Origin of the sequence: Enterobacter sp. Tr-810, assembly GCF_011752765.1 — a bacterium.
GTDB classification, from domain to species: Bacteria; Pseudomonadota; Gammaproteobacteria; order Enterobacterales; family Enterobacteriaceae; genus Enterobacter; species Enterobacter soli.
Genome location: NZ_VWWW01000003.1, coordinates 66,793 through 82,713, shown reverse-complemented (window position 1 = coordinate 82,713; position 15,921 = coordinate 66,793). Strand labels below are relative to the sequence as shown.

16 protein-coding genes are annotated in these 15,921 nt (G+C 52.9%); 2 read left to right on the top strand and 14 right to left on the bottom strand.

Going from position 1 to position 15,921, the window contains the following annotated elements; translation table 11 throughout:
• Position 1: 1 nt before the first annotated feature.
• Both F3J30_RS10480 and F3J30_RS10475 read right to left on the bottom strand, forming a co-directional pair.
• Positions 2–628 (bottom strand): helix-turn-helix domain-containing protein, encoded by a 627-nt coding sequence (locus F3J30_RS10480; protein ID WP_166717209.1) that lies wholly within the window; start codon positions 626–628, stop codon positions 2–4.
• Between the two features lie 94 nt (positions 629–722).
• Positions 723–3,497, bottom strand: coding sequence for an autotransporter outer membrane beta-barrel domain-containing protein (locus F3J30_RS10475; protein WP_166717208.1), 2,775 nt, complete (start codon positions 3,495–3,497; stop codon positions 723–725).
• Positions 3,498–3,946: 449 nt separating this feature from the next.
• On the opposite strand from F3J30_RS10475, the gene hemB reads away from it, so the two are divergent.
• A complete protein-coding gene (gene hemB / locus F3J30_RS10470) occupies positions 3,947–4,921 on the top strand; it encodes a porphobilinogen synthase (RefSeq protein WP_014069064.1) in 975 nt (324 codons plus the stop codon).
• A 118-nt stretch (positions 4,922–5,039) separates the two neighbouring features.
• Positions 5,040–6,764 (top strand): GNAT family N-acyltransferase, encoded by a 1,725-nt coding sequence (locus F3J30_RS10465; protein ID WP_166717207.1) that lies wholly within the window; start codon positions 5,040–5,042, stop codon positions 6,762–6,764.
• A gap of 69 nt (positions 6,765–6,833) precedes the next feature.
• Here the strand turns inward: F3J30_RS10465 and tauD are convergent, their stop codons facing one another.
• The 12 genes from tauD to F3J30_RS10405 all read right to left on the bottom strand — a co-directional run bounded on the left by tauD (position 6,834) and on the right by F3J30_RS10405 (position 15,908).
• Positions 6,834–7,685, bottom strand: a complete 852-nt coding sequence (gene tauD, locus F3J30_RS10460; protein WP_166717206.1) for a taurine dioxygenase — start codon at positions 7,683–7,685, stop codon at positions 6,834–6,836.
• Positions 7,682–8,509 (bottom strand): taurine ABC transporter permease TauC, encoded by an 828-nt coding sequence (tauC, locus tag F3J30_RS10455; RefSeq protein ID WP_166717205.1) that lies wholly within the window; start codon positions 8,507–8,509, stop codon positions 7,682–7,684. The genes tauD and tauC overlap by 4 nt, the downstream gene beginning before the upstream one ends.
• Positions 8,506–9,273 carry a taurine ABC transporter ATP-binding subunit gene (gene tauB, locus F3J30_RS10450; RefSeq protein ID WP_014069060.1) on the bottom strand — a complete coding sequence of 256 codons (768 nt, stop codon included), beginning with the start codon at positions 9,271–9,273 and terminating at the stop codon, positions 8,506–8,508. The genes tauC and tauB overlap by 4 nt, the downstream gene beginning before the upstream one ends.
• Positions 9,274–9,283: 10 nt before the next feature.
• Positions 9,284–10,246 (bottom strand): taurine ABC transporter substrate-binding protein, encoded by a 963-nt coding sequence (tauA, locus tag F3J30_RS10445; protein ID WP_166717204.1) that lies wholly within the window; start codon positions 10,244–10,246, stop codon positions 9,284–9,286.
• Positions 10,247–10,383: 137 nt separating this feature from the next.
• Positions 10,384–10,974 (bottom strand): hypothetical protein, encoded by a 591-nt coding sequence (locus F3J30_RS10440; RefSeq protein ID WP_166717203.1) that lies wholly within the window; start codon positions 10,972–10,974, stop codon positions 10,384–10,386.
• A gap of 89 nt (positions 10,975–11,063) precedes the next feature.
• On the bottom strand, positions 11,064–11,549 hold the full coding sequence (locus F3J30_RS10435) for a hypothetical protein (RefSeq protein ID WP_166717202.1): 486 nt from the start codon (positions 11,547–11,549) through the stop codon (positions 11,064–11,066).
• Entirely contained in the window at positions 11,512–12,249 is a 738-nt protein-coding gene (locus F3J30_RS10430) for a winged helix-turn-helix domain-containing protein (protein WP_166717201.1), read from the bottom strand. The genes F3J30_RS10435 and F3J30_RS10430 overlap by 38 nt, the downstream gene beginning before the upstream one ends.
• Before the next feature lie 193 nt (positions 12,250–12,442).
• Positions 12,443–13,216 (bottom strand): cyclic diguanylate phosphodiesterase, encoded by a 774-nt coding sequence (locus F3J30_RS10425; protein WP_166717200.1) that lies wholly within the window; start codon positions 13,214–13,216, stop codon positions 12,443–12,445.
• A 2-nt stretch (positions 13,217–13,218) separates the two neighbouring features.
• A complete protein-coding gene (locus F3J30_RS22640; protein ID WP_247650552.1) occupies positions 13,219–13,779 on the bottom strand; it encodes a hypothetical protein in 561 nt (186 codons plus the stop codon).
• 318 nt (positions 13,780–14,097) lie between these two features.
• Complete coding sequence (locus F3J30_RS10415) at positions 14,098–14,574, bottom strand: fimbrial protein (RefSeq protein ID WP_166717198.1); 477 nt, start codon at positions 14,572–14,574, stop codon at positions 14,098–14,100.
• Entirely contained in the window at positions 14,567–15,148 is a 582-nt protein-coding gene (locus F3J30_RS10410; protein ID WP_166717197.1) for a fimbrial protein, read from the bottom strand. Before F3J30_RS10410 ends, F3J30_RS10415 begins: the two co-directional genes overlap by 8 nt.
• Positions 15,149–15,161: 13 nt before the next feature.
• On the bottom strand, positions 15,162–15,908 hold the full coding sequence (locus F3J30_RS10405) for a fimbria/pilus periplasmic chaperone (RefSeq protein ID WP_166717196.1): 747 nt from the start codon (positions 15,906–15,908) through the stop codon (positions 15,162–15,164).
• Positions 15,909–15,921: the final 13 nt, after the last annotated feature.

Below are 15,921 nucleotides of genomic sequence, written 5' to 3'. Positions count from 1 at the left end.
ACTAATATTCCGCGGGCAAACGGTTGATACTGACCAGTTTGCCCCGGCTCATATTGATGTAATTCCCCTGCCGTAACGCCGCCAGCACCTCCGCGACGACCGAACGCGAGATGCGCGTGCGCCGCTGAATGTAGTTCATCACGCCGACCCGCGAGCGCAGCGTTTCGTCCCACTCCGCCATGACCAGCAGCGTCGAGCGGATCTGGCTGTAGGAGTTATTCCCCACCAGTTGCCCGTCACGGGACTCCATCATTTTGTGGTTCCACGAAAGCCAGCAGAAGGCATCACGCCACAGATGCGCTTGCTGAATATAGCTGCGGGTGGCGTCAGCCGGAAGATAGAAGCCAGAGCACGGGGTTTGTGCAATCAGCGTATATTGCGACCCGCAGCCTGCCATGCCGGCATTCAGGCCCAGGATAAACGGCGCGGTAATAATCTCGACCAGCAGATCGTCCTGCTGGCGGTTAATGGTCAACGTGCCGCTTTGCAGAAACAGGGTGTAGTGGTCATCGTCGTAGCAGTCGCTAAAAAGAGTTTGTTCCCCGGAAAGATGAAAAGGCTTGCTGTAAGGGGCCAGGCATTTTTCAAGCCGGGTAAATTCGGGAAGTGGTTTTGCGTAATGGTCCATGCCAACCTCAAGTCGTCCTTGCCTGATGGCGCTTTATCGCTGTCATTTTTGCTATTTAAAGTCCGGGGAGGCGAACCTCCCCGGACAAATCGTATTACCAGGTGTACTTCACGCCCACATTGGCGCCCCAGTTCTGCTCGACGTCGCCGCCGCCCAGATAGGTTGCATCTGAATAAGCACTGAAGTTTTTAGTGAAGCTGAACTGTGTACCCAGACCTACACGTACCGCAGAGCCTTTCACACCGTTATCAATACTGTCACCGTTCACATCGGCGCTGTTGTCAGCGTCGTCATACACGTATGCCAGTTTGAAGTAAGGCGTCAGCGCCTGATCGGAGCCGTAGCTGAAGGTATAACCGGTATCAACACCCACTTCATAACGCAGGCTGTCGTAGGATTGATCGCCCACCTTCATGTCGTTGCTCAGCTGGTAGTTGTCGCCAGACTGGAACAGCCCGGACACCGCTGCATATGGCGTCACGTAGCCAGACTCGTTAACTTTCCAGTCGTAGCCCAGTTTCATGCCAAAACCCCAGGCATCAGTGGTGGTGTTACCATCCACATACTGACCGTTGCTCATGGTGGCGGAGAGATCGTTATTGAAGCGTGAGTAGCTCAGGGAAGCATCAATAAACACATCGCTGGCAAACTTCGCGGAGGAGTAAACCATTGCCGTCTGGCTGTCCTGATCAACCTGACCGCTGCGATCGCTCAGATCGCCTTTTGCGAAACCAGCAGCACCACCGACCAGCCATTTTGCGTCATTGCCGTCGATGTGCGTATCCACACCGACCATAATGCCGCTGGCGTCCTGGTCGTAGCTGATGATCCCGTTGTCACCATCAAGATTTCCACCGAAGAAGCTCACCCAGGCACCACCGTTATCCGTCAGACCATGGCGGCTGTTGGTGATACGTGTGCTCAGCGTATCCTGCTGGAGATTCCAGATGTTGGCATTTGCAGAAGGGATGCTCAGCGCCATATTCGCGTAGTCGGTCAGCTCCTGCTGGTGCAGAACGACGGTATCGCCTTGTTGCAGCGCTTTATAGGTATACGCACCTAAATCCGCTTTGTTTGCGGCAGTAAAGGAGGCTTTGGTATCCGCGTTATTGTCATAGATGCGGATAATTTCGTTGTTTTTATAATCAGCAACGGCGCCGGCGCCGGTGGCGTTATCAATACGTACCTTGTAGTTGCCAGCAACTTCACCGTTCACGGCCAGATGACCGTCGGCATTAAGCGCAACCACACCATAGTCATAACCCGTCGCATGACGATCGTTGGTGATATAGCGGGCGTTGTTCAGATCGCTGTTCAGCACGTAGTCGCGGCTGGCAACATTCAGTACACCGCCGTCAGTCAGGACCATGTTGTGGGTGTCAACCTGGCCCAGGCCAAGCGCCAGCTCAGCACCGTTATCCACGGTGATGGTATTGGCGTACAGCCCTGCGGTTTCTTCCGTCAGTGTTGCACGGCTAGCGCTGTCCAGATAAAGGCTGTCGGTCGCAACCCCACCGCTGTCTCCGATATTCAGCGAGGACGCATTGGTCAGAGTGATTGAATCTGCCAGCAGGCCTGAGTTTTCAACATTCACCTGCGACTGGTTGTTCACTGCCAGCGTGTCGATGTTAGAGAGCTTGCGGGTGTCCCACTCGGAGCCGTTGTCCAGCGTCACGTTAAACAGACCGCTCTGATAAACCTCTTCGCCTGCAACGTGCCCGTTGCTGTCGTAGGTGGAATCAGGCCAGATGCTGTTAGGAGAGAGCGTGCGCCAGTCTACATCGCTGTAGCCCTCACCGTACATCTGCGCAGTGCCGATGGCTTCAACACTGGACTGCGCCGCACCTACCCATTTGCTGCCGTTGGTCAGGGTGACATCTAGTTTATCGGTATCGTCCCAGCCATTGGTGGTTGGGTTATACACGCCGTCATCGGTGGTATCCGTTGCCGGATCGCCATTCATGTAGAAATTGTTATCGAAGGTGCTGGAGAAAAGGATATCACCGGTCACGGTGGAGTGATCAAACGTCGCGGTCGTCTGCATCGCGTTATCAGACGCGCTGGCAGCCACGATCAGCGCTGCATCATCCGCCGCGGTGGCGTTAGTTTCACCGTAGTCGCTCGGCTTCGCGGTTTGACCGTAGAAACCGCTGGTACCCAGGTCGCTGTAGGCACCCGAGGTCAGTACAGAATCTTTGACAACCAGCGTATCCGTGAACACGTTGGTACTGTTGGCAACGCCTTCAACGCCGTCATATGGGGTATTATCCAGCTCCTGATAACCCTGAGTCAGCGTAATACCCGCCACGTGGGAGTTATTCTGGATAACAATATCAGACTCCACGTCCAGCGTAATCGCATTACCCAGGCCGTAGGTATCCAGATAATGGGGTTCAGAGGTCTCGCCATTCACAACGTCGTACGCGTAATGCTCGTAGGTGTCGTTGATGGTGGTGTTATCGACGGTAAGACTAAAACGGTCATACTGGGCATGAGTCGTACCATCCGTATCCACGCCCTCGGAACAGGTCGTGGTCATACATTCAGAGGTGATCATGCCATTGATAGTGCTGTTCGAAATGCTCAAAGCATTCGCCCGGCCATTGACACCGTCATCCAGATAGTAGGTTGAAATAACACCATTTACCGTTGATTTGTTAATCACCGGATAAATATCACCATCGTGGGTCGCATCTGTATAATCCCAGTCTGCATATCCATAATACCAGGGAGCAGACGCTGTATTATCATATCCAAAAGTATTATATGTCGTGCCGGAAATATCCTTCGCATTGGCCTGAGAAGCGATAGCCAGAGTACAGGCTAATGCAAGTTGAGATACAACCAGTTTCTTTTTCCATGTTTGCATTGGGTCATCCCTCCTCAGGGACGTAAGCAAGTTTGTCCATCAAATCATTTGGCAATATTAATTGCGCAGAGAATTATGCAGCTCCATTTAGAAAAGGTTCAATGAATGATTCAATTAAGTCCGTATCCAGACAAACACCCAGAGCCAGACAATATAAAAAGTGAATCAATAATTAATGCTATAAATAACATTAACTTAAAATAAAATCACGCAAGCGACGATAATATAATTAAGATAAATAGATTGCTGTTATTTATATATCCAAAGCAATGCAGAAAAAAAGCCAATAATTCAAACGCGCGTCTTCTTAGACCCGTGAACAGCATATATTACTCCACAGCTAACTGACGCATGCCGCTTTGGTTTAATCAAAATGCCCACTTTAGTAAAACACCTAACCCTGCTTTCGGGTACACTGTGCCCCATTGTTCCTCAACGTCAGGCATATCATGACCGATTTAATTGCTCGTCCCCGTCGCCTGCGCAAGTCACCGGCACTGCGCGCTATGTTTGAAGAGACAACACTGACCTTAAACGATCTGGTGTTGCCGATTTTTGTTGAAGAAGAGATCGATGATTACAAAGCCATCGATGCTATGCCGGGCGTCATGCGCATTCCGGAAAAGCATCTGGCACGCGAGATCGAACGCATTGCGAATGCCGGTATCCGCTCGGTCATGACCTTCGGCATTTCCCACCATACCGATGCCACCGGCAGTGATGCGTGGAAAGAAGACGGCCTGGTCGCGCGCATGTCACGCATCTGCAAAGAGACCGTGCCGGAAATGATCGTCATGTCCGACACCTGTTTCTGTGAATACACCTCCCACGGCCATTGCGGTGTACTGTGCGATCACGGTGTGGATAACGACGCCACCCTGCTGAACCTGGGTAAACAGGCCGTGGTTGCCGCTGCTGCCGGTGCTGATTTCATCGCCCCTTCTGCGGCGATGGATGGCCAGGTCCAGGCTATCCGTCAGGCGCTGGATGCCGCCGGTTTCACCGATACGGCAATCATGTCCTACTCCACTAAATTCGCGTCCTCTTTCTACGGCCCGTTCCGTGAAGCCGCTGGCACAGCGCTGAAAGGCGATCGTAAAACCTACCAGATGAACCCGCTGAACCGCCGCGAGGCGATCCGCGAATCTCTGCTCGATGAAGCCCAGGGCGCAGATTGCCTGATGGTGAAACCGGCTGGTGCGTATCTGGATATCCTGCGCGACATCCGCGAACGTACCGAATTGCCGCTGGGTGCCTACCAGGTGAGCGGTGAGTACGCGATGATCAAATTCGCCGCGCAGGCGGGTGCGATTGATGAAGAGAAAGTGATCCTCGAAAGCCTGGGTGCGATCAAACGCGCGGGCGCGGATCTGATCTTCAGCTATTTCGCGCTGGATCTGGCCGAGAAGAAAATTCTGCGTTAATCCGCATAGCCTCTCTCCCCCGGGGAGAGAGGCGTCTGGTGCAATAACTTCACCAAACTGCAATACAAACGACATCTCCCCCTTCTACTGTCTGGGCAAGACGGCAGGAGGAGTTACCATGTTTAGTCTCGACAGCGTTCTCGATGACCTTTGGCCTCAGGCGAGGCCCGCACCCTGGCAAAAAAGTCTGTTAAAAAGACTGTTCTACGAAGAAGAATTCCAGCAGTTTGCAGCAAACCACCGCCACCTGAAAGGGCTGGATATGGTGGAGCAAGTCCTGGAGCATCTCGATATTCTCTGCACCGTTTCCGCCCGCGATCTCGAACAAATCCCCGAACATGGCCCCCTGGTCATTATCGCTAACCACCCTACCGGCACCCTTGACGGGCTGGCGCTAATGTATGCCGTTTCGCGCGTACGCCGCGATGTGAAAGTGGTAACCAACCGGATGTTGACGCACCTGGAGCCGCTCAGCTCACTGTTTATTCCGGTGGACAACATGGGTGGCAAGACGGCGAAAACATCGCTGTTGCAGATGGAACAACATCTGCAAAACGCCGGGGTGCTGATTTTCTTCCCGGCGGGAGAAGTCTCGCGCCCGACGCGCAAAGGTATCCGCGATAAAAAATGGCACTCTGGCTTTATCAAGTTGGCCAGCAAACTGCGCGCGCCGCTGTTGCCGGTACATATTCAGGCGCATAACAGCCTGCTATTTTATGCCAGCACGCTGGTATCGCCGACACTCTCCATGCTGCTGTTAATGCAGCAGATGTTCCGGCGCCGCCACAGCCAGTTGCCGATTAAAATTGGCCAGCAGATTGGATGGGATAACTGGTTTAGCACCACGCTTTCACCGCGTGAGATGGCCGAGCAGTGCCGTCAGCACGTGATGCGTCTTGGCAAGGGACTGCCTGGCGTATTCAAAACCCAGTGCGCCATTGCGCGCCCGGAAGACCGGGCCACTCTGAAACGCGAGCTGGCGCAGGCCGAGTGTCTGGGGAAAACCAGCGACGGTAAGACGATCTATCTGTGGCAACGCAATGCGCAGGAAGATGCCCCGCTTCTGCGTGAATTGGGGCGTCTTCGCGAAATTGCGTTTCGTGCCGTGGGGGAAGGCAGCGGCAAACGCCGTGATACCGACAGCTACGACGACGATTACTTGCACCTGATCCTGTGGGATGACGAGGATCTGGAAATTGTCGGCGCATATCGCTTTATGCCAACGGCAATACAGGTCGACAGACGCGGCGTGGATGGGCTGTACAGCTATAGCCTGTTCCACTACGACGACAAAATGCAGGATGTGCTGGAGCACGGTATCGAACTGGGACGCAGCTTTATTCAGCCGCGCTACTGGGGACGCCGTGGGCTGGATTATCTGTGGTCAGGGATTGGTGCCTATCTGGCGCGTTATCCGCACTATCGCTATCTGTTTGGCCCGGTTTCCATTTCCGGCGGCTTACCGCCTGCGGCGCGGGATCTGCTGGTGGCGTTTTACCGCCTGTGGTTCCCGGCAAGCCATCCGCTAGCGGCTTCGCGTCAGCCTTATCCGGCATCACTGCCGGACGTGCTGGCCCAGTTTGGTGGGGTCGATTACGTGGATGACCTGACGAAGCTGAAATCCCTGCTCGGAAATCTGGGTTGCGGTATTCCGCCACTCTACAAACAGTACTCTGAGCTGTGCGAGCCAGGCGGGGTGCAGTTTATCGATTTTGGCAGCGATCCGGCATTCAACAACTGCATCGACGGACTGGTGCTGGTGGACTTAACGTATCTCAAAGCGAATCGCTATCAGCGGTATATTGAGGCACATTTAATACCCTCACCCCTGCCCTCTCCCTGAAAGGGAGAGGGTGAAAAACGCACCGGTCAGTCCCCTCGCCCCTTTGGGGAGAGGGTTAGGGTGAGGGGCTCAAACCGCACGATAAAACGGCTTATCTCCCAAAATTGTCGCACGCTGCATGATCCGCCGCTGCGGCAGGTAATCCGCATTGGCATAATGCTGTGTGACGCGATTATCCCAGATGGCGAGGTCATTCTCCTGCCAGCGCCAGCGCACCTGGAACTCCGGTTTGGTGATATGGGCGAACAGGAAACCTAACAGCGCTTCGCTCTCTTTCTCTGACACATCCACAATCCGCGTGGTAAAGCCTTCATTCACGAACAACGCCTGTTTGCCCGTCACCGGATGCGTACGCACCACCGGATGCAGCAGCGGCGGATGCTTTGCGACAGCCTCCAGCCAGCGCTGATGCTCCTCTTCGCTTTTACGGTATTTGTACTCCTGGAACGATTTCTTAAAGTCATGCTCTGCCCGCAGCCCGCTCAGCAGCGTCCGGAACGGTGCAGACAGCGCCTCAAACGCCGCTATTCCGCTTGTCCATAACGTATCGCCACCCGTCTCCGGCAAAAGCTTCGCCGCCAGGATCGCCCCGGCTGGCGGGGTTTCAATAAAGGTCACATCCGTATGCCAGTTGTCATTATCCGGTGGGTTATCGTTGTGGGTATCCAGAACAACAATTTCCTCCACACCTTCGGCGTGAGGATAAACAGGATGGATATGCAGATCGCCGAAACGCAGTGCCAGCGCACGCTGCTGGTGCGGCGTGATCGCCTGCTCGCGCAGGAATACCACCTGATGACGCAGCACCGCGTGGTACAGCTGCTCAAACTGGTTATCGCTCAGCGGACGGGTCACATCCAGGCCCGACACCTGCGCGCCAATGTACGGCCCCAGCGGGGTAATGATCAGACGTTCACTCATTGTATTTCTCCATGCCAGGGTGTCAGGCGGCGCTGTAGCGCACGCAGCCCCAGTTCTAATCCAAAAGCAATTACGGCGATCACCGCAATCCCTGCCAGCACCACGTCAGTCGCCAGGAACTCTCCGGCCGACTGCACCATAAACCCCAGGCCGCGGGTTGCGGCAATCAGCTCCGCCGCCACCAGCGTTGACCAGCCCACCCCAAGCCCGATCCGCAGCCCGGTTAAAATCTCCGGCAGTGCGCCGGGTAAAATCACAAACAACAGCACCTGCGTACGGCTGGCGCCAAGAGACTGTGCGGCGCGAATGCGCACCTGCTGGGCACTCTTTACCCCCGCCAGCGCGGACATCGCCACAGGCGCGAAAATCGCCAGATAAATCAGCAAGATCTTGGAAGTTTCGCCAATACCAAACCAGATAACCATCAGCGGCAGATAGGCCAGCGGCGGCACAGGACGATAAAGCTCAATCAACGGGTCGAGAATGCCGCGAACCGTGGGGCTCAGCCCCATCGCTATCCCCACCGGGATCCCGATAATCACCGCCGCCAGCAGCGCCACCAGAATACGAGCCAGGCTCGCTGCCAGATGCTGCCACAGCGTGGCATCCATAAACCCCTGCGGCCCGGCAATGGTGATAAGTTTTGCCAGCACTTGTCCCGGCGGCGGCAGGAACAGCGGGCTAATCCACTGCTGGGCGGCAACTACCCACCACACCGCCAGTAACACCAGCAGCGTACTGACGCTCAGCGTGAGCTGACGCGAGAACGGCCAGCGTAAACTCAGGCGAGGACGACGTGTTTTTTCACTGAAGACAATGCTCATGAGAACGCCTCCCGTTGTTCAAATACGCGGCTCAGCACATATTCACGTTGTTCGATAAACAGCGGGTCGGATTTAATGCTGCGCACCGGCTCTCCCGCCACATAACGACGGGCGAAATCGAGCGGCAGGCGTTCCAGCACGCGCCCCGGCCCTGGCGATAACAGCACCAGTTCGGTCGCCATAAACACCGCTTCTTCGATGTCATGGGTGATAAGCAGCACCTGCTTACCGGTTTCATGCCACAGGCGCAGCAGCAGGGTTTGCATCTGCTCGCGGGTAAAGGCATCCAGCGCGCCAAACGGCTCATCCAGCAATAACAGTTGCGGATTGGCCGCCAGCGCCCGGGCAATCCCGACCCGCTGACGCTGGCCGCCCGAAAGCTGCCAGATAAAGCGTTTTTCCGCCCCTTCCAGCCCCACTTTTTTCAGCATCTGCCGTGCGACATCCAGCCGCTGTTCGCGCCCGACGCCCGCCAGTTGCAGGCCAAATGCGACGTTTTCCTGCACATTACGCCACGGCAGAAGCCCTTCATTCTGAAAGACCACGCCGCGCTCAGCGCCGGGGCCGTCCACCCGTTTCCCTTCCAGTTGAATAGCGCCATGCTGATAAGGGACAAACCCGGCAATCAGGTTCAGCAGCGTGGTTTTACCGCAGCCGGATGGCCCCAGCACTACCAGCAGCTCACCGCTGTCCAGCGTCAGGTTGATATCTTCCAGGGCCGGTTTTCCGCCATAGCTGGCGTGCAGGTTTGTAATATTCAGCATGACTGCCTCCTTATTTCACGAAGCGATCGGTCACGTACTGGCTGTAATCCGCCGAGACCGCAGGCACTTTGCCCTGCTCTTTGAGGAATGTTGCGGTATCCACAATCGCTTTGTTCACCGGCCCCGTCAGCTGCTGAACCTGCTGCGCCGGCGTGAGGTAGGTATTCCCTTTCACCAGCCCCGGCACATCGGCTTCTGGTACGCCGCTCAGACGCGAAAGTTTTTCCAGGTTAGCGGGCTGCTTGAGCCACTCATCGGGGTTGCTGATGTACGGCTGCTGCGCATCGATGGCGCTTTTCGCGAAGGCTTTCACCACATCAGGATGTTTTTCCGCGAAATCTTTACGCACGACCCACACATCGAGTGTCGGTGCGCCCCACTGCCCCACTTTTTCAGAGTCGGTCAGTACCGTGCCCTCTTTTTCCAGCTCGTTCACCGCCGGTGCCCAGACGTATGCACCGTCAATATCGCCACGCTGCCAGGCCGCAATAATCGCCGGAGGTTGCAGGTTAATGATTTGCACCTGGCCCGGCTTAATCCCCCAGTGTTTCAGGGCGGCGAGCAGACTGTAGTGAGTGGTGGAAATAAACGGCACGGCAATGCGCTTGCCAATCAGATCTTCTGGTTTAGTAATGTTTTTCTTCACCACCAGCGCTTCAGAGTTGCCTAGCTGAGACGCCAGCAGGAAGACTTCAATCGGCACCTGCTGGCTGGCCGCGACCGCCAGCGGGCTTGAGCCGAGGTTACCAATCTGCACATCGCCAGAGGCCAGCGCACGCACGATGGCCGCCCCGCTGTCGAATTTGCGCCAGTCCACTTTCGCACCGCTCTCTTTGGCGAAGGTGTTATCTGCCTGCGCGACTTTTGCCGGCTCCGCAGAGGTTTGATACGCGACGGTGACATCCACCGCCTGCGCCTGAAATGCCCACAGCGCCAGTGCGCCGAGTAAAGTAATACGCGATGAAATTGCCATACTGTCTGCTCCCCTTGTCGTTATGGAGGCAGTATTTCCGGCAGCCGATTTTTGATAAAGGAATAAAAAGGTATCGCTAATACCAAATTGTTTTTAGATAAAAAAGTGCAAAGCAAAGTTAAAAACCATGAATGCCATTAAGCACGTAACCAGGTTTCCGGAAGCGTGTAGTTTTGGTTCAGTAACCCGTGACGAAAAATATAAATGCAGGCAGTATAAAAGTGTTTCATTTTCATCCGCTGGCAGACCTTATCTCTAAGTTTATAAACCTGTTTTTGCGAGCAATAAAACATGTCAGCAATATCCTCTATTTGCATTCCGCTCAGAAAGGCATTAATCAATGCCATTTCCTGTTCATTCATTTCTATTTGTACGGACTGACGCCACTTATCCGGCATCACAATTTCAGCCTTATGGTAAATCGTGGGGATCAAACGCCCGACAACGGCGCTCATGTCGATAGTATGATCGTTCGAGTCCGCATCAACTGGTGGGGAGGCCGGTTCATTCATACAGAGGACCACCGCCCGCGTTCGCTCAAAGCGGCGGGAGATTGCACGCCATTGGCGTTCCAGAATATTCAGTGGCATTCTGCTGTCAATCAGGATAATACATTCCTGATGATGCTCACCTGTCTGTTTCAGGTCGCGGATATGTTTTAAAGAAATATAATACTGCAACCCCTGAAACAGATAGTTATCATGGGTAATCAGAACAATAAGGGACATTAACAAAAACCAGCCTTCAATAAAAAAGGAAAGGGAGCCCAACCCCTTATTAATTAAGGGGTGGAATAATGTATTTAATACTGAAAAAATTAATCTGTCTTAGCGCAAATTAATACCGTGCGGCGTAAATCACTGATACTCCAGATCCCATCACGCAATTTCCTGACTTTGAATAGAAAGACTTTTTGCGCTGAGGTGAGTTTTTCTGACAGAGCATCAGGTAATGTTTCGGCACTGTTTTTATCAATCCCCTCGCGTTTAAATTCAATAAAGGAGTGGCGATTATCGTCGGAGTAGCGCAGCCTGGCGTAACGGTCAACGATATAGCGTTGGTTGTTGTAAGTGACTACGCCATATTCGGTAATATAGCTAAGTTCATTGGGTACAAAGTGAACAACAAGATGGATTCTGGCTACGATCTTTTCATCATCCTTTCCGAGCTCAAGATTCATATCCGATGTGCAATCCACCACACTGGTGTTTTTAGGTACGTAGAGCAATGCACTGATGAACAGAAGACCCAGGAGCACGACAAGGCTACCCCACTTTAGTCGTGACGAAGTTTTTACACTCACCGGGATCCCCTTCACTATTAACCATGCATTGTGCAACAAAGATTTCCAGAAGATCGGTTTTCTCATGTACCTTACTGTCATCGTAATAAATATAAGAAGGACGTGAACACTTCTCCAGCAACTTCTGACCCTGCCCATGAGAGAAATAGCTTTCAACCCGTTTGACGTTCACATTGTTATGGTAATAAATCTTGCATTGTTCAACCTGCTTATATAATGACATATCATTATGTTGATCAAAAAAATTGAGATATAAAGCGATTACCGCAGCAATAATTGTGAACAACAATCCGCCCCATCGAATCAACCTTGTCTTATTTACATTCGTTTCTTTATCTGGTTGAGAAATCGCTTGCATTACCATATAGTCCCTGGACTTCTCATTAAATTGCAGATCATCAAGGGCAAGTTCAAAGCCCTGTTTCGGTATCGTTTTTAGCGCATCATGAATGTCAAATTCGGCTAAAATCTTACGCAATATGCTGACATTATTGTTCAGACTGTTACTTGACGGGGTCAATCCAAAATCACCCCATACCTTTTGCAAAAGGTCTTCGCGTGTCATCAACCTGTTATTATTCTCAAGCAAAATCAGTAGTAGCCTGCATGATGGATTTGAGAGCACATGTTGCGTTCTCTCATCCGATACTGTCCTTTCCGCAACGTTAAAAGAGACTTTATTGTTTATTAGAAAATACATAGCACTGTCACCGACTCCAATATTAACCCACACTTTTTTAATGGCATTAATGCCAGTAACTATTTTAGCGTATCGGGATAAAGTGACAAAACATCAATTTAGCCGTTCAATATACCTCCAGAACATTTCCGCCTGCATTAGACAATTATTTCCCAGCAATCAGAAAATCCCATAAGTTTATAAAGGAAATAATTTATTCAACCACCAGAAAATCCCGCAACTGGGTTTTACTCAATGCGCAGGAAAACAGATGCCCCTGTTGAACAGTAATTCCGATATCAGAGAGGATCTGCGACTGTTGGGTTGTTTCGACTCCTTCCGCAATGACATTCAGCTTATAGGCTTTTGCAAGGCTGGCTATCGCCGGAACTATTGCACCCGACGGCGAATCAGAAGAAAGACCCGCAACAAATAAGCGGTCGATCTTCACTCCATCCACGTTGAACTGCTCAAGACAGTTCAGGTTGGCATAACCTGTACCAAAGTCATCAAAATAGATACTGACATCCGCCAGCTGTAATTTAAGAAATGCCCCCCGGACTTCCGGCGTATTAGCCAGGGGCTGCTCTTCCGTCACTTCAACCACCAGCCGGTATTTCTCCAGTGGCAACATCGCCAGAAAAGAGAGGGTGTCGAAGACAAATCCCGGTGCCGCCACCTGCGATGGACTGACATTGAAAGAGATATGTAGCCCGGTCGGCAGCAGTGCATTCAGCTCATTGATATCCCGTGCAACCTGGCGCAACAAGTGCTGCATCATTTCCGGTAGTAGCCCACTCTCCTCAAATGCCCCGATTAGCGTAGCAGGCGTTGCGTTTTCGCCGGCAAGCGACCAACGCATCAGCACTTCAAGCCCATAAAGCGACTGGGTTCGGATGTCGATTAATGGCTGATAGAACGGAACAATCTCGCCCATCATTAAGGAACAATAGAGATCGATATTGTTTACAGCAGACGTTGTCATCATCATCACTCCACTGTAATCAGCATCACGGTTGAGCCTGAAAACTCACCGGCTGCTACGCTGCCGTTAGTACGCAGAATCGATTTCACGGTCACATTTTCTTGCTCGGCAACATCCAGAGTGAAACCGGCCGTACCGAGTACGTTGTCATTCATATACAGTTCCGAATAGAGGCTCCCATCATCACGCAGCTGCACGTTATCCGCAGAGTAGATAAACAGTTTCAGCGTTTGCGACGTCGTACAGCTAATACTTACCGTTTCACTCACTTCATGGCCTTCCAGCTCCTGACGGGTTAGCGTGCCATGATTCAGATTCAAAACATCCTGATTAAAATCACAGCTGCCGCTGGGCGCAGGGGCAGCACCGCAGATGCTGCCAGGCATAAGCGGGTAGCCGGTGAAACTGCTGTTACTCACTTCCGAGGTATTTGTCCCTAAATTTTTCCCCGCAGCATAGAAAATCCCGACACACTCTTCAGTAGCCACAGTGCTTCCACTGTGGCGTGTGGAAGAGGAGTAAGGCAGAGAGAAAATGGACTTAAACGATTTTGCCAGTTCACCCATCGTTTCTGCTGTTGTCAGAAAGGAATAAGTTCCCGTTGCCCATGATCTGTTCGTTCTTGGCCCAGATGTGCCTGCCGCGTTATGTCTGTGTCCAATGAATATTGTGCAGGCTGTTAGCCCATAACAGGGATTGGGTGTAGAGTCCTCTTCATCCCAATCTGCAATGGTGAAATTATATTCATAACAATAGGTTGCTGAGGCAGAGCATGTTTCAAGCGTGTCAATCCAGCTCCAGATTGACGCCGCAGAGGTTTGGCTGAACATCCCCCCGCCCAGTAGCAATAAAGCGCAGAGCCATTTTTTCATTGCATTGTTCCCTTATTGATACTGGATCTTAAGTGTCGCAGAGGCGCTAAACACGCCGGTTTCCACTTCAGCTGCATCATCTTTAATCGGCGCAGCCTGGAGCACCGGCACTTCCGGCCAGGTAAAGGGCATCCAGGTATTCATTGGCATAGACTCCCCGTTCATATACAGCTTGATCCCCATCCCCTCGCGGTCGGTGGCCAGATAGTCATCGCTAAACGAGGTCGCCGTACCTTCAAATTCCATCTCAAGGTCATTGGAGGTCAGATCTTCACAGACCAGCGAATAGTCGATGGTTTTCATAAAGTTTTCGCCGTTGATCAGGCGCGACTGTAGGTTGCTGCCAAAATCCACATAAATGGTTTCACCGTTGTTAATTTCACACACACCTTCCACCACCACGCCGGTGACATTCACCGTCAGGGCAGACCAGGAAACAGGCGTCAGCAATATCAGGGCGATAAACAGGAAAAAACGTGAACTAGTCATAATTCAGCCTGAAGTGAATAAGCGCCTGCCACGCCCCCGCCGCCAGCGGCGCAGGTGTGCGTTCCGGCGCAATGTAATAAAAGAGCACGTTATTCCCTGGCTCCAGCAGCAGCGGATGCCCTTCCCCGTTCAGACGCACAGAACGATGCAGCCTGTCGGTCAGGCGCAGCGCCAGCCCACTGGCACCCGTCACGCGAACAAGCCCCGGGTTTAACAGCTCGCCTGGTGCAACAAAACTGACCGTGACCGAGGGTTGATCCCGGCTCCAGAGCAAATCTCCACTCCAGGCATCCCGTACTGAGGTGGGTGACGGGAGGCAGTCTTCAAGGCGGATCTCAACCCGTACCGGCGTTCCCTGATCGCCTGGCTTTTTCAGTGTTCCCGTTGCCGTGGAACCCATGTCCACCTCCTGCCATGCGGAGTCCATTGCCAGACGGCAGGCGCTTTCCGTCAACGCACCGTGCACATGCAACAGGCCATCATTGCCATCCACCCGTTCATCTGCCGCGTTAAGCTGCCCTGCCATCAGCAACAGCGCGAGCCATCCACTTTTTCTCCAGCACGCGATATTCATTTCACTCTCCTGGTTATTTTTTCTTTTCCTGCGGTACGGCTTTGCACTCACTGCCGCCACAGCTAAACACCAGCTTTGCCCGCCCACCAAAGTCGTTAACGTAAGTCAGTACCGGCGCGCCTCCCAGAGCAGAAGCCGACGCAGCCAGCACCAGTTGGCCCTTTGGCTCCACCATGATCGGTTTGAAGCCTGCCGCCGCTTTACCGGTGAGTGTCGAAGAAGCATTCACCAAAGAGATGTAATACGGCGTCGGGTTGTTCACGCGATACTTGTCACCTTCACGCATCAGGGTCAGCTGTTCCTGGAACGGCGTAGCGTAATCGACACGTTTTACTTCAATGGCTGCCGGGCGATAGAACAGCTTGATCCGGGTCTGGAGCGCCAGTTGCAGGGTATTGGGCTTGCTGCTTTTGGGCGGGATCTCGCGCAGGTTAAAGTAGAACAGCGACTCCCTGTCCTGCGGTAAACGCTGGATCCCGGCCGTGGACTGGACTTTAATCTGGCTCTGCTCGCCAGGCTCAATGCGCTGAACCGGCGGTAACAGCACCAGCGGATCGGTTATCTTCTTGCCCTGCGGATCTTCCACCCATCCCTGCGCCAGATACGGCAGCGTTTTGTTTTCGTTGGTCAGTCGCAGGCTGACGGACTTCGCGTCCCCGTCAAAAATCACCCGGGTTCTGTCCAGCGATACCGCAGCCGTTGCCACACCGGAAAACATCAGAGCCATGCCCGTCAGGGCGGAAATTCGCACAATTGTCATCTTGATTAACTCT

Bases quoted from the DNA above. Each gene is read 5' to 3' on its own strand.
- F3J30_RS10480 (WP_166717209.1), bottom strand. From the start codon at position 628: ATGGACCATTACGCAAAACCACTTCCCGAATTTACCCGGCTTGAAAAA.
- F3J30_RS10475 (WP_166717208.1), bottom strand. From the start codon at position 3,497: ATGCAAACATGGAAAAAGAAACTGGTTGTATCTCAACTTGCATTAGCC.
- hemB (WP_014069064.1), top strand. From the start codon at position 3,947: ATGACCGATTTAATTGCTCGTCCCCGTCGCCTGCGCAAGTCACCGGCA.
- F3J30_RS10465 (WP_166717207.1), top strand. From the start codon at position 5,040: ATGTTTAGTCTCGACAGCGTTCTCGATGACCTTTGGCCTCAGGCGAGG.
- tauD (WP_166717206.1), bottom strand. From the start codon at position 7,685: ATGAGTGAACGTCTGATCATTACCCCGCTGGGGCCGTACATTGGCGCG.
- tauC (WP_166717205.1), bottom strand. From the start codon at position 8,509: ATGAGCATTGTCTTCAGTGAAAAAACACGTCGTCCTCGCCTGAGTTTA.
- tauB (WP_014069060.1), bottom strand. From the start codon at position 9,273: ATGCTGAATATTACAAACCTGCACGCCAGCTATGGCGGAAAACCGGCC.
- tauA (WP_166717204.1), bottom strand. From the start codon at position 10,246: ATGGCAATTTCATCGCGTATTACTTTACTCGGCGCACTGGCGCTGTGG.
- F3J30_RS10440 (WP_166717203.1), bottom strand. From the start codon at position 10,974: ATGTCCCTTATTGTTCTGATTACCCATGATAACTATCTGTTTCAGGGG.
- F3J30_RS10430 (WP_166717201.1), bottom strand. From the start codon at position 12,249: ATGTATTTTCTAATAAACAATAAAGTCTCTTTTAACGTTGCGGAAAGG.
- F3J30_RS10425 (WP_166717200.1), bottom strand. From the start codon at position 13,216: ATGATGACAACGTCTGCTGTAAACAATATCGATCTCTATTGTTCCTTA.
- F3J30_RS22640 (WP_247650552.1), bottom strand. From the start codon at position 13,779: ATGGGTGAACTGGCAAAATCGTTTAAGTCCATTTTCTCTCTGCCTTAC.
- F3J30_RS10415 (WP_166717198.1), bottom strand. From the start codon at position 14,574: ATGACTAGTTCACGTTTTTTCCTGTTTATCGCCCTGATATTGCTGACG.
- F3J30_RS10410 (WP_166717197.1), bottom strand. From the start codon at position 15,148: ATGAATATCGCGTGCTGGAGAAAAAGTGGATGGCTCGCGCTGTTGCTG.
- F3J30_RS10405 (WP_166717196.1), bottom strand. From the start codon at position 15,908: ATGACAATTGTGCGAATTTCCGCCCTGACGGGCATGGCTCTGATGTTT.